This is a genomic window from Desulfoluna sp. (assembly GCF_030145185.1).
GTDB lineage: Bacteria > Desulfobacterota > Desulfobacteria > Desulfobacterales > Desulfolunaceae > Desulfoluna.
Genome location: NZ_JAQYWB010000066.1, coordinates 1 through 12,549, shown reverse-complemented (window position 1 = coordinate 12,549; position 12,549 = coordinate 1). Strand labels below are relative to the sequence as shown.

General features: G+C 51.8%; 9 protein-coding genes and 6 tRNA genes. 7 read left to right on the top strand and 8 right to left on the bottom strand.

Annotated features, from left to right (window positions below):
* The first annotated feature begins 97 nt into the window (after nucleotides 1–97).
* Together Q1Q75_RS17975 and Q1Q75_RS17970 are read left to right on the top strand one after the other, a co-directional pair.
* Nucleotides 98–2,101 (top strand): methyl-accepting chemotaxis protein, encoded by a 2,004-nt coding sequence (locus Q1Q75_RS17975; protein ID WP_300673467.1) that lies wholly within the window; start codon nucleotides 98–100, stop codon nucleotides 2,099–2,101.
* Between the two features lie 175 nt (nucleotides 2,102–2,276).
* Entirely contained in the window at nucleotides 2,277–2,969 is a 693-nt protein-coding gene (locus Q1Q75_RS17970; RefSeq protein WP_300673465.1) for a TIGR04283 family arsenosugar biosynthesis glycosyltransferase, read from the top strand.
* A 69-nt stretch (nucleotides 2,970–3,038) separates the two neighbouring features.
* On the opposite strand, the gene Q1Q75_RS17965 is transcribed toward Q1Q75_RS17970, so the two are convergent.
* From Q1Q75_RS17965 to Q1Q75_RS17945, 5 genes are all read right to left on the bottom strand, one after another.
* Nucleotides 3,039–3,115: transfer RNA gene (locus Q1Q75_RS17965), tRNA-Arg, on the bottom strand.
* A 27-nt stretch (nucleotides 3,116–3,142) separates the two neighbouring features.
* Nucleotides 3,143–3,219 (bottom strand) — tRNA-Arg (locus tag Q1Q75_RS17960).
* Nucleotides 3,220–3,255: 36 nt separating this feature from the next.
* A tRNA-Arg gene (locus tag Q1Q75_RS17955) sits at nucleotides 3,256–3,332 on the bottom strand.
* Nucleotides 3,333–3,360: 28 nt separating this feature from the next.
* Nucleotides 3,361–3,437: transfer RNA gene (locus Q1Q75_RS17950), tRNA-Arg, on the bottom strand.
* Nucleotides 3,438–3,491: 54 nt separating this feature from the next.
* A tRNA-Arg gene (locus Q1Q75_RS17945) sits at nucleotides 3,492–3,568 on the bottom strand.
* A gap of 325 nt (nucleotides 3,569–3,893) precedes the next feature.
* Between Q1Q75_RS17945 and tadA the strand changes: the two genes are divergently transcribed.
* The 5 genes from tadA (at nucleotide 3,894) to Q1Q75_RS17920 (ending at nucleotide 7,979) form a co-directional block, all read left to right on the top strand.
* The gene (gene tadA, locus Q1Q75_RS17940; RefSeq protein ID WP_300673463.1) at nucleotides 3,894–4,385 is read left to right on the top strand and encodes a tRNA adenosine(34) deaminase TadA; all 492 of its coding nucleotides are present in this window, start codon (nucleotides 3,894–3,896) and stop codon (nucleotides 4,383–4,385) included.
* 193 nt (nucleotides 4,386–4,578) lie between these two features.
* Nucleotides 4,579–5,865 carry an adenylosuccinate synthase gene (locus Q1Q75_RS17935; RefSeq protein WP_300673461.1) on the top strand — a complete coding sequence of 429 codons (1,287 nt, stop codon included), beginning with the start codon at nucleotides 4,579–4,581 and terminating at the stop codon, nucleotides 5,863–5,865.
* Nucleotides 5,866–5,925: 60 nt separating this feature from the next.
* Nucleotides 5,926–6,002, top strand: a tRNA-Pro gene (locus Q1Q75_RS17930).
* Between the two features lie 755 nt (nucleotides 6,003–6,757).
* Nucleotides 6,758–7,471: a transposase gene (locus Q1Q75_RS17925; protein ID WP_300673458.1), complete on the top strand. Its 714-nt coding sequence runs from the start codon at nucleotides 6,758–6,760 to the stop codon at nucleotides 7,469–7,471.
* Nucleotides 7,472–7,685: 214 nt separating this feature from the next.
* The gene (locus Q1Q75_RS17920; RefSeq protein ID WP_300673456.1) at nucleotides 7,686–7,979 is read left to right on the top strand and encodes a helix-turn-helix transcriptional regulator; all 294 of its coding nucleotides are present in this window, start codon (nucleotides 7,686–7,688) and stop codon (nucleotides 7,977–7,979) included.
* Between the two features lie 85 nt (nucleotides 7,980–8,064).
* On the opposite strand, the gene Q1Q75_RS17915 is transcribed toward Q1Q75_RS17920, so the two are convergent.
* Genes Q1Q75_RS17915 through Q1Q75_RS17905 form a run of 3 tightly spaced genes read right to left on the bottom strand, consistent with a single transcriptional unit; the run spans nucleotide 8,065 to nucleotide 12,140 of the window.
* Nucleotides 8,065–9,225: an enolase C-terminal domain-like protein gene (locus Q1Q75_RS17915; RefSeq protein WP_300673453.1), complete on the bottom strand. Its 1,161-nt coding sequence runs from the start codon at nucleotides 9,223–9,225 to the stop codon at nucleotides 8,065–8,067.
* A complete protein-coding gene (locus Q1Q75_RS17910; RefSeq protein ID WP_300673451.1) occupies nucleotides 9,225–10,373 on the bottom strand; it encodes an alpha/beta fold hydrolase in 1,149 nt (382 codons plus the stop codon). Before Q1Q75_RS17910 ends, Q1Q75_RS17915 begins: the two co-directional genes overlap by 1 nt.
* Before the next feature lie 15 nt (nucleotides 10,374–10,388).
* Nucleotides 10,389–12,140: a GH3 auxin-responsive promoter family protein gene (locus tag Q1Q75_RS17905; protein ID WP_300673449.1), complete on the bottom strand. Its 1,752-nt coding sequence runs from the start codon at nucleotides 12,138–12,140 to the stop codon at nucleotides 10,389–10,391.
* Nucleotides 12,141–12,549: the final 409 nt, after the last annotated feature.

Here is a 12,549-nt window from a genome sequence, read left to right as displayed (position 1 = left end):
ATAGCTAAACATTCGTACGCCGGTTTCCGATAGCTAAAGCAAGTACCCTTTAGAGGGAACGGAAGATCCCAACCAAGAGACGTCAACGGAGGAAAGTATGCATTTAACTATCCGGAAAAAAATTATCGCGTCGTTCATGGGAGCGGTTATATTTCCCTTGCTTATTATTGTTGTGATTATGGGAGTTTCTCTCAGCCGATACTCTATAAAGGCCTATCAGTCCAACAGCCGAAAGATTCTTGAGCGCATTTCAGATCATTACACATCCTTTATCAACGAGACAAAAGCCAACACCCATCTGATTTCTGAATCACCGTTGAAAGACGCGATTGATCCGGGCATGGCAAATTACCTCGACAACAGTGAACCGGTTGATATGGATTACCTTGGCCTGGGAGGCACGGATGCCGCGTATTACAGCCTGACAAAATTGATCCACGATTCCCATGACAACTACATTGAAGTGTATCTGGCGACGCAACATGGCGCCTTTATCACCTCCATTGATATTGCCATGCCCGGCGGGTATGACCCCAGGGTCAAGCCCTGGTACAAAGCGCAAGTGGCCCATCCCGATCAGGATCTGGTTTCTGAGGCATTTCTCTCCTCCAACGGAGAGACCGTCGTCGCCGTGACTTCGGCCATCAAGAGAGCAGGGGTCGTTGAGGGGGTGGCGTCCATTGAATGCTCTCTCAAGGTGCTGACACAGCTGATTAATAAAATTAAAATTGGCGAAACCGGGTATCTGATGCTGGTTGAACCCAACGGTGTGATTCTTGCCAATGCCAACGACCCCTCGACCAACTTTAAAAAGCTGTCTGAGCTCGGAGAGCCCGCTTTCGGACGTCTGGCCGACATCTCCGAGGGGGCGTTGGAGTTTTCAATTAAAGATCAAAAATACGAAGCGGAGGTTCATACCCTTCCCGGTGTGGGTTGGAAATTGATTTCCGTGATAGATAAAAACGAGGTCATGGCCGCCACATACAACCTGATCAAGGTAATCGCCGGCGTGGCCACCTTGATGGTTCTGGTCTTTTGCGGGATCGGTGCACTGGTGTCTAAGAGCATCATCAATCCCATTAATTATGCCCGTGAGATGCTGCGAGACATTGCCGAAGGGGAGGGGGATCTCACCCGGCGGCTTGACATCAAATCAAAGGACGAAATGGGCAAGCTCTCCTTTTGGTTCAACACCTTTGTGGGCAATCTCCAGGGCATGATCACGGGGTTCGTCCAGAATTCACGAACCCTTGAAGACGTGTCCCAGGGATTAACGGCATCGGTGGCGCTGATGAATCAAACCATGGACACCACGGCCAAGCGTATTAGCGACATGGACGGTGAGACCTCGGATCTTTCAGCCAACATCAACTCCATCGCCTCGGCCATGGAACAAACCACCACCAACACCCACATGGTGGCCAGCGCTGCTGAAGAGATGACCTCCACCATTAATGAGATTGCCGCCAATTCGGAAAAAGCACGGCAGACGTCCAATGAAGCCGTGGCGGAGGCTCAAAATACCGCTGAAAAAATGGCCGATCTGGGAAAGGCCGCCGAAGCGATTGGAAAAGTCACCCAGACCATCACGGAAATTTCAGAGCAAACCAACCTGTTGGCGTTAAACGCCACCATTGAAGCCGCCAGGGCAGGAGATGCCGGCAAAGGCTTTGCCGTGGTCGCCCATGAGATTAAGGAGCTGGCCGGGCAAACAGCGATGGCGACCCAGGATATAAAAGTGCAAATAGACGGGGTTCAGTCCACAACGGATATCACGGCCCTGGGAATCACCAGCGTGGTAAATTCCATTACCCTGGTCAATGAAACCATCAACTCCATCGCAACGGCGGTGGAGGAGCAATCCGCAGCCACCAAAGAGATTGCAGGCAACGTGGTGCAGGCCTCGGTGGGCCTCCAGGAAATCAATGAAAACCTGGCGAAGAATACCGAGATCGTCGCCACTATTTCCATGGGCATGACGGAGGTGAGCGGTGACGTGGCCTCGGTTGTAAAAAATGCCGCTGAGATGACCGATCATGTGGAGCGCTTGAATCATGAGGTGTCTACCATCCACAGCGTGACGGATAGCTTCCGCGTTTGATTGACACACCACTGGATCTGCCTGCGCAGATCCGGTGGTTCTCCCCTTCAATCATGCGGTGGGACCTTGAGAGGATTGAAGTTCAGCTCATATCATATTACAGTGTGTTCATTGAGGTGAAGGGCGCGTGATGAGACGCCATTTCCCCTGTAACCCGTGAACCTTAAGGGATATTATGCCCCGCATCTCTGTGATTATTCCTGTTCTTCATGAGTCCGGTATCGATGGTTTCCTGGACAGGCTTTACGCACGGTTTGAGCCCTCTTTTTTTGAAGTGATTCTTGTCGATGGCGACCCCAAAGGGGGAAGCCTCTCCACCGTCGATCGTCCCCATGTGATCACCCTCGTGGCGAAGACCGGCAGAGGACCCCAGATGAATGCCGGCGCGCGAGTCGCACGGGGAGAAATTTTGCTGTTTCTTCACGCAGACACAGAGCTTCCAGACCCGGCGTTTGAGAGAATAAGCGAGACCATGGCAACCGAACGTTATGCGGCGGGTGCTTTTTCTCTGGGGTTTATGGAAAACAAAAAATCCTTTTCTCTTATCGCCAGGGCGGCGGCCTTGAGATCTCGTCTCACACGGATTCCCTATGGGGATCAAGCCATCTTTATGAAGCGATCGGTTTTTGATCGGATGGGCGGCTACCAAGAGATTCCCATCATGGAGGACATGGATTTGATGCGACGGATTCGACAAAGGGGAGGGCGTGTTCGGATTCTTCAGGAGGCTGTGTTGACCTCCCCGCGGCGCTGGAAGAAAGAGGGGGTGATTTTTTCCCTTTTTCGCACCTGGCTTCTTTCCCTTTTTTTTACGTGCGGGGTCTCACCGGTGCGTCTGCTGAAATATTACAAACCACACGGATCCTGATGGGTCCCGCTGCGTTCCAACTAAAAAAGGCCCTGCATTAAATAAATGCAGGGCCTTAAATTTTTTTTATGGTGCGCTCGGCAGGATTCGAACCTGCGACCCCCTGATTCGTAGTCAGGTACTCTATCCAGCTGAGCTACGAGCGCACAAGAGGCTTTAATGATTTACTAAAATGGTGCGCTTGGCAGGATTCGAACCTGCGACCCCCTGATTCGTAGTCAGGTACTCTATCCAACTGAGCTACAAACGCACATAATCAAAAAAGACTTTTTTCAACACTTAAAAATGGTGCGCTCGGCAGGATTCGAACCTGCGACCCCCTGATTCGTAGTCAGGTACTCTATCCAGCTGAGCTACGAGCGCATAGATGGCATCGATGATTTATTAAAAATGGTGCGCTTGGCAGGATTCGAACCTGCGACCCCCTGATTCGTAGTCAGGTACTCTATCCAACTGAGCTACAAACGCACATAAATCAAAGAAAAAGCTTTGCGGTGTTTTCGCAAAGCCAACACATTAAGATGGTGCGCTCGGCAGGATTCGAACCTGCGACCCCCTGATTCGTAGTCAGGTACTCTATCCAGCTGAGCTACGAGCGCGTCTCAAAGTTGGCTTTCTTTTAATCTAAAGCGTGTCGGGTTGTCAACGTGAAAGTTACACTTTTCTGGCGTTGAAAATCTCCGAAACAGGCGTCATGAAAGGGTTGAGGCATGATATCAGCCCCATAGCCCCTCAGAATTTTTTATCTGAGAGACTGGTTTTGTTCGCGGGGTGACGAAATGCGGAAACATCGCTATGGGAACAAGAAAGAGAGTGCACCCATGGGGCTGATGGTATATACAAGGGCTTTCAATGAAGATGGCGTACCTGAAGCACAGCCATTTTTAAAATAATCTGCGCCACTCGGTGATAGAGGACTGTCTGATGGAAAACGACACCTATTATATGGGCCTGGCGTTGGAAGAGGCCAAAAAAGCTGGACAAAAAGGAGAGGTTCCTATAGGTTGCGTGATTGTGGCAGAAACCGGAAAAGTGATTTCTGTTGCTCATAATCTGACGATTTCTCTTGCGGACCCGACGGGCCACGCGGAAATCCTCGCCATACGCAAGGCCGCCAAAATTTATGGGAATTACAGGCTGCCGGGATTGATCTTGTACGCCACGATTGAGCCCTGCATTATGTGTATGGGCGCTATTGTTCATGCGCGTTTATCTCGTGTGGTCTTTGGTGCCCGTGATGAAAAGTGGGGCGGTGCCGGATCTCTTTATAATTTGGCGGTTGATAGCCGGTTAAATCATGCCCTGGACGTTGTTCCTGGGGTTTGTGCCGATGAGTGCCGACGGTTGATCCAAGATTTTTTTAAGAGCAGGCGTCAGGAGCAGAAAGCAGTCAAGAAAGCCGGTCTCTCTCAATAAGCCGGGCCAATCAGATTAATACCGGTGTGTAAAACAAGGCCAGGCTGTGTGTGTTTATGCCAGGCACATTTTTTACAGGCCATCATTATTATATACAAGCAAGACGGTGGCTGCGTCCTTCCTCCGTTTGAAGATTTGATAAACCGCTTGGACGCATCAATTTTAATTTTGCACACATGTCAAGGAGCATCTTGTGGGTAATTATGTGATTGTCGGAACACAGTGGGGTGATGAAGGAAAGGGAAAAATCGTAGACCTTCTTTCCGAACACGCCGATTACGTTGTCAGATTCCAGGGTGGAAACAATGCAGGACACACCATGGTAGTTGACGGAGAAAAATTCATCAGCCATCTGGTTCCCTCCGGCATTATTCAGAAAAAGAAATGCTTTATCGGAAATGGCGTGGTTGTTGACCCTGAAGTGCTCCTTGAAGAGATCGCCTACCTCGGCGACAAGGGAGTGGATGTCAGCCCCGAGTACTTGCGCCTATCCGACCGGGCTCAGGTGATCATGCCCTATCATAAGCGCATTGACCATGCTCGCGAGATTAAAAAAGGGGACAGCAAAATCGGTACCACCGGTCGTGGTATCGGCCCATGTTATGAAGACAAGGCCTCACGTGTCGGCCTCCGTTTTCTCGATCTTATGAATGCCGACGTCCTTCGCTCCAAGGTGACTCAAGCCCTTGAGGAGAAAAACTTTCTTCTGGCAAACTATTTTGGTGAAGAGCCCGAAGATGTCGAGGCGACCATCGCGCACTGCCTGAAGCTCGCCAAAGAGCTCGCTCCTTATATTACCGATACCTCCGTAGAGATCAACGAAGGGATGGATAAGGGTCAGAGCGTTGTCTTTGAGGGAGCCCAGGGCACCCATCTGGACATCGACCACGGTACCTACCCCTTTGTCACCTCATCCAACACCGTCTCAGGCAATGCCTGTGGGGGTGCCGGTGTGGGCCCTGGAAAAATTACAGGCGTCCTGGGGATCGTCAAGGCGTACACCACCCGTGTTGGGGCCGGACCGTTTCCCTCCGAGCTCTTTGATGACGTGGGCTCCTACATGCAGGAGAAAGGCGCAGAGTTTGGTGCCACCACAGGCCGTCGTCGTCGCTGCGGCTGGTTTGACATGGTCGTTCTGAGAAACGCCGTCCGCTTAAACGGCCTCACCGGGCTGGTTATTACCAAGCTGGATGTTCTCGGGGGACTCAAAGAGCTCAACCTCTGTACCGGGTACGAATACAAGGGTCAGGTGATCACTGATTTCCCTGCCGACCTCGAAATTCTCGATGGCTGCACCCAGGTCTGTGAGACTCTTCCCGGATGGGATGAAGATATCTCCAGCGTTCGTTCCTATGACGATCTTCCTGAGAATGCCAAGGCTTACCTCAAGCGGATCGAAGAACTTGCTGGAACCCCTGTGGACGTGATCTCTGTGGGTCCCGACCGCGAGGAAACCATCGTTGTAAAAAAACACTTCTAATCCTATTTTAGGGTTTGACATTTGTCACGCCGTTGGGTAAAAGTGTGTCCGTAAAACAAACGGGATGTGGCTCAGTCTGGTAGAGCACTGCGTTCGGGACGCAGGGGTCGGAGGTTCAAATCCTCTCATCCCGACCAAATAAAAATTAAGGGGATATCGCTTCATGGCGGTGTCCCCTTTTTTTATTGTGATGGATCTATCCCCGTAAAATAGGGGCTCCTTGACCTTTTTGGGCAAACGCTGACGCAACATCTGTGCAAGCAGGTAACGGGGAGACGCACCCATCACGTGAGTACCCTCAAATTCGCTCAGAATCTCTTTTTATGACCAGCCTGACATCCTCAACACATCATTTGCCATCACAGGACCGTCACGGCCTCAAATGCGTCGTCCTCCGCTTGTTTTTGGGTGGGTGCGCTGTGGTCCGGTGCGGCTTTTTATCTTGAAGGTTCCAACGTGGCCTCCGGCCCCCCCCAAGAATTAAATCATTGACCAACAAGACCGCCGGAAATAGATTACTTCCCAGCTCTACGAGAATTATATAGAAAATGATCAATCAACGATCTTTTCATCAAAAAGAATGAATACGGGACAGCCGATGGACCCTCCGGCTCCCTTTTAAGGATAGATATGGCGAAGCAAAAAGCAGCGCAGCAGCAGGTGGGATTTGAAGAGACCCTTTGGGACTCCGCCAATTAAACGAAAAAATTTGCGGGCGGGACGCCCGCGCTCCTATAATCTCGAAGGGGTGGCATTCGCGAGGGTATTTGCCGCATGTCGATGTGGGTGGGCTCTATCAAGGCATCACCTATCGTTTGAGTGATTTCCCCCACGGGAGCGCGGGCGTCCCGCCCGCATTTATACCTCAAAGCCATGCCGAGGACGCCCTGACATGACATCCACCAAGGCAACACCCCACCCATGGAAACCGATTGCAACGCCCGCAGAAGATGAAAGCAATAAGGGGTTAAACGAAAAAATTTGCGGGCGGGACGCCCGCGCTCCTATAATCTCGAAGGGGTGGCATTCGCGAGGGTATTTGCCGCATGTCGATGTGGGTGGGCTCTATCAAGGCATCACCTATCGTTTAAGCGATTCTTTACCTATGAGCGCAGGCGTCCCGCCCGCAGTCACACCTCAAAGCCATGCCGAAAAAGCCGAACGCCGCAAACAAATCGAGCAGGAACTCAACAAGGGCTATGGTTCGTGTCTTTTGCGCCACAAGGAAATTGCGCAGATCGTTGTGGATGCATGGCTTTATTTTGACGGCAAGCGTTATGATCTGGTGGCGTATGTGGTGATGCCGAATCATGTCCACGTGTTGATTAAAACGTATGAGGGATTTCCTTTATCGAAGGTGATTCACTCTTGGAAATCTTTCACGGCGCATGAGATCATTAAGTGCTTAAAACGTGGTGTATTAGCGGGCGGGACGCCCGCGCTCCCGGGTCATCCCTCTAAGCTGTGGCAAAATGAATATTTTGATCGTTTTATCCGTGACGACCGGCATTTCGCCCAGGCCATTGATTACATACATGAAAACCCTGTTAAGGCGGGCTTGTGTCGTCATGCAAGTGAATGGCCTTGGTCAAGTGTAGGAAAGTGAATCGTATGAAATTTGCCGAAGCCCAACTCGAAGCAGCCACCCGGACCTGGCCGTTCGAACCAACCTCTTCAAACTCACCAAGGGGGATGCGCCCGACATCGCCCAGATGATCAGGAGATGAATTAAATAACATGCGTAAAAAGCCAGCCACCGGCAGCAAGGTGAGCCACCTTGAAAGATGGTTGGCACAAAGCCAACTCAAGGAGGTGAAATCATGAGCCGACCTACGTTTGATGATTTTAAAAACAAAGCCCTTAAGAATCCCGACGTCAAAGCAGCTTATAATGATTTGGCACCTGAGTTCGAGCTTCGCAGGAAACTGATTGAGATGCGCCTGGCCGCAGGCCTCACCCAGGAAGAGATGGCCGAGCTGATGGGGACCAAAAAGAGCAATATTTCCCGATTGGAAAGCGCCAGCGGGAAGCACTCCCCTAGGCTTGCCACCCTGAAAAGTTACGCGGACGCGGCGGGGTTTACGTTGGACCTTCAATTTCACCCCACCCATTGAAAAAATCCAGCACCGCCAAACCCCGCTGACCTCCAAGGCACCGGGGTTCCTTATTTCATCACCCAGCAGGAGGATTTTTAGGCTTTTACGCCACTTCTTCCGCCTGGGTCATCACCATCTCTTCCAGCAGGTCAGGGTTGACGTCAACGCCCAGCCCGAAGCTATCTTCAAGTTCATTCATGTATCCGATGCCACCGATTCCGAACTCAACGGATGTCTCTGTGAGATCGTTTTTCAAAAGGTATCTGCCGAAGGAACCCTCATGGAAAATAAGGTCACCGGTAATGGAGGCCAGGGTCCTGCCGGCCGCGGAAAGGAGGGAGGTTTCTCCCACCTGGGCACCGAGCTGGCAGGCGATGCCGTGGTTACCGGCGATTTCCCACAGCTCCAGAGCGGAGAGAAGTCCCCCGTTTTTCGAAACCCGGAGGTTAAAGAGGGTGGCCCCTCTATTTTCTGCAAACCATCGGCCGTCTTCAATGGAGCAGAGACTCTCGTCGATGGCGATGTACATGGATTCGCTGACGAATTCACACAGGGCCGGGTAGCTTTCCTTCAGAGAGACAGGCATAGGCTGCTCGCAGGAGACGACACCCAGCTTGGCCATCGATTGAAGGCGTCTTTTCGCCTCGGGAAGATCCCAGGAGGCGTTGGCGTCCACGCGGATACTGGCTTTTGCTCCCAGGATTTCCCGGGCCAGCAGGATGTTTTCCGTGTCGTTTTCTTCATGGTGGCCCACCTTGATTTTTACTTCGGAAAACTGGGCTTCTTTGTATATGGAAAGGAGGGATTTCACCTTCTCAGGCTTTTCAGCGGAGATGATGGCGCTGTATTTGAGGCTCTCCTTTTTTTTGCCCCCGAGCATGGATGCGGCGTGGACGCCGAACTCTTTTCCTGCGGCGTCCAGCATGGCCAATTCAAATGCCGTCCGTGTACAAAGCGCTCTATATGGAAGGTTCGGAAAATGGCGTTTGAACTCTTTGAGCCATCCCAGGACCTCCTGCCACGACGCAAAGGAGAGGTGGGTGAGTCCTGGGATGATGTGCTCGGCCAGGCCGTCCATGACTGACCCGACGGTTTCCCCCGTGACATAGGATCGGGGCACGCACTCCCCGTACCCCCGGGTTCCTGATTGGAGCTCCACTTCAAAGACAATGGAGCGGACGCCGGTGGTTTCGGCCAGGGAGTGTTTGAATGATGTGGTAAACGGAATGGCGATTTGGTGGATCCTGCAGGTTTTGATTTCCATTATCTGGTGCCCCCCTCAATGCATACGGCATGTCCTGATATAAAACTCATGATATCGGTGATAACCTCGTCTCTGTCTTCCGTGAAGGTCATAAAATGCTTATGGTTATCTCCCCCCTGATAAAATTTGATCAGATAATTTTCGTCGTATTTCCGGATCCAGGAGACCATCTGGAGGTTGTCCATCATGATGTCTTGCTCCACCATGGCATAAAAGACGGGGGTCTCCTTCAGTTTTATCGGATCAACGGGATTCTTGGTGAGTAAATCCAGCGTCATGGTCTTCAGGTAAAACCGGGCGGTGACGTATCGGGTCGAGAGTTCATCCGCAGCAATTTTTCCAAACCAGTACGGGTTGTCTGTGAACCAGTGTGCACCATTGTCGCCGTCGGCCTCCACCATGGGGATGCTGAAACGGTCTGTAATGCCTGCGCTGAGGAGCTCATCGATGCCAAAGGGCAGAGGGAGTGTCTCTGTTTGCCGAAAATTCCCGGGAGTGGTCAGGACGGCTCCGGCAACGTGGTTTCTGCCATTTTTTAAAAGATAGCGTGTGATGATCTTGGCACCATAGCTGTTGGCCCAGAGCCAGATCTCTTGATCCGAGTTTTCATCCGATGCAATCTCTATCATGTGGCGCACCGAGTCCTGCAGAAAACAAAGGGCCCGCAGATCCCCCCGGGCAACAGACAAGGTGAGGGGGGCATCATCGGACAGCAGGCTTTCGAACATGGAGCCCCGAATGACCGTCGATTCGCCGCACCCTATGCGATCAAAGGCGTAGACCGTGTACCCCTGATCATAAAAATCTTCTGCCGTGCCATTGAACCATCCCCGGTGGCTTTGAAGACCGTGGTTATAAATAATAACCTTTCCGTTTGCGTTCTCCGCAGATGGCTTCCACCTTGTGTAGCGGATAAGAAACCGGAATCCCGAGTTTGGAATAAAGGGGATCTTAAGATACTCCTGGGTAAACTCGAAGGACTCACCGTTGATTCGCTCCTCATCAAAGGGGTTGTTCAACTGATGGTCGCTTGAAAATGATCGGACCTGATGCAGGCATGAATGGTCCGCCCCGAGGGCGTTACCGGGCTGCAGCACGGCCATTAAAAGCCCCAACACAACCAGGTTGATCTGAACGAAATGTTTCATATTTCCTCCCGAAATTTAGCTCGCTTTCTGATAGTCCGGCTGAATCACCTGGATTACCTCAAAGCCATCGATGACGGTTGTGTCCTGGGTTAACAGGGTGGGTTTGAACTGAGCTTCGCGGCATCCCTGGCTGATTCTTTTGAGTCTCATTTTTTCGTAGGCCCCACTGGCCAGTTCGCGCAGCTCCACGGGGTGCAGCCGCATGGAGTCCCGTTTGACTCGGTATTCCATATTGACCTCCTTGAGGTTCTCATCGAGCAGGGTCATGAATTTGATTTTTGCGTTGTCAGGGGGAGAGGGCGAAAACTCAATATAGAGCTCGTAGCGGCTTTCTTCTACATGGGCCAGGCCCATGTAGAAGGTGGTTTTGATTTCGAGGGACACCTTGGTTTTTTCCACGGCGTCGATAAGCTGCTGCTCGTAGAGTTTTTCGCCGGTGATGCTGGTGACCCCGCTTCCTTTTTGAACAAAGCGTATGGTGGGGACCTTTTCGTAGAAACCCGTCACTTCGATGATGTCGTTGATGCGGTATCGATAGAGACCGGCCAGGGTGGTGACGAGGATGTCATAGTGTTCGCCCTGTTTCAACTGGTCCAGGGTGAGAACGTCAGGCTGGCTGCCATCATCGGTGAGGGGGACAAACTCGAAAAAGTTCTGATCAAAGGTCAGGATCCCGGCATTGGAATCTCGCCAGAGGGGAATGGATCCCCGCACTTCAGAGGCGAGGTATCCAATGTCTCGGATGGTGATGTCTCCGTACCAGGCCTTCATCTCCTGAAGATAGATGCTGGAGTTGCCCCCTGTCCAGCATCCGGCCAGGAACAGGTTCGGCCAGTAGTGCTTCGGTAACAGGCGGTTTCCCGGCTCTTCCCTGATAACCCTTTCCAATCTTACTGCCAGGTCGGGCCGGGGGGTGAGTCGTTTTTCAACAAGGGTTCTTGTCTTTTCGTCAAGGGTAAGGGTCTCGCAGAGGGTTCCCGATCGTATATCGCGAATCAAACGATCTTTCCATTCATCGGCTTTTTTTGCGAGGAGGACGAGGGTGCTCGCGTTGGCTGAATTGATCATGGTGATATCCTGGTCCAGGGAGCACCGGAGAATGGCATAATATTTCGAGCTGTAATCTTTGATGGCAAAGATCTCATAGGGCACCGGGTATTTGTGCCGGACCACAGGGGGGAGGCCTTTGACCAGATGGCCGGATGTGGAACCGTAAGGCGTTCCGTCTTCCACGAAGCCCTCTTCGGCGGGTGAAACCACGGCGAGAATCTTGCCATTTTTCACCTCCGGGTAGTCTTTGTGGGTCTTGTAGCTGAAGATCCTGCCGGTGTTGATGTGGGATTTCTTCATGATCTCGCTGGTGATGGGGATGTATTTGGGGCTGCCCGTTGTGCCGCTTGTGGCGGCATAGGCAATGGGTTTCCCGGGCACCAGGGCATTGCTTCCACCGCTTGTATGGTGGTTGACATAGGGCATCAGAGTGTCCCAGGTTTGGACGGGAACCTGTTGCCGGAAATCCTGAATGGATTGGATGTGTCGAAAGTTGTGGTCCGTTCCAAATTGTGTGTTCCGATTTTTCCGGAGGATTTGCCTGAGAAGTTTTTCCTGATGAACCATGGGGTGCTTGCTTTTTTTCTTTAACCTGCGATACAGCACCCCGCCTGATAAATACAGCGAAACCACAAAGATGAGGTGGATTATTTTTTGAGTGAGTTTTTCCATAGCCCGGGTCGGGATTGTGGGTGAGTTGCAGCTATTTTCTTTCATGGCATCTCCTTCCATCGTCATTGCGTGTAGGGCTCATTTATATTCCAGCCTTTTTCTGGGCTTTCACTGGCCAGTGGTATCGGGTGCGCGTCGCCGTTTAGACACCGGCGGTGACGGATTTTTCAGGTGTGGCACTGTTTCTTACGTCACGCCTTATGGCTGAACAGGGTTCATGAGAGGATCGCATTGCATCGCGTCTGTGGTATCGGTTGTCTCTGGTAATGGTGTTGTCGTTTGCCGGGTAGGGGAGGCCCGGTTGCGTTATCCCGGATATTTCACGAGTTGAGTGCATCCATATTCAAGGCATCAGAGCTGCAGATGTAGTGGTTTACCTCAAAGCTCTGATAACGCAGAAGATGGGTGTACTCGGCTCGCCCGAAGGGTGAGAAAAGCGAGCAGGAAAGGGTGA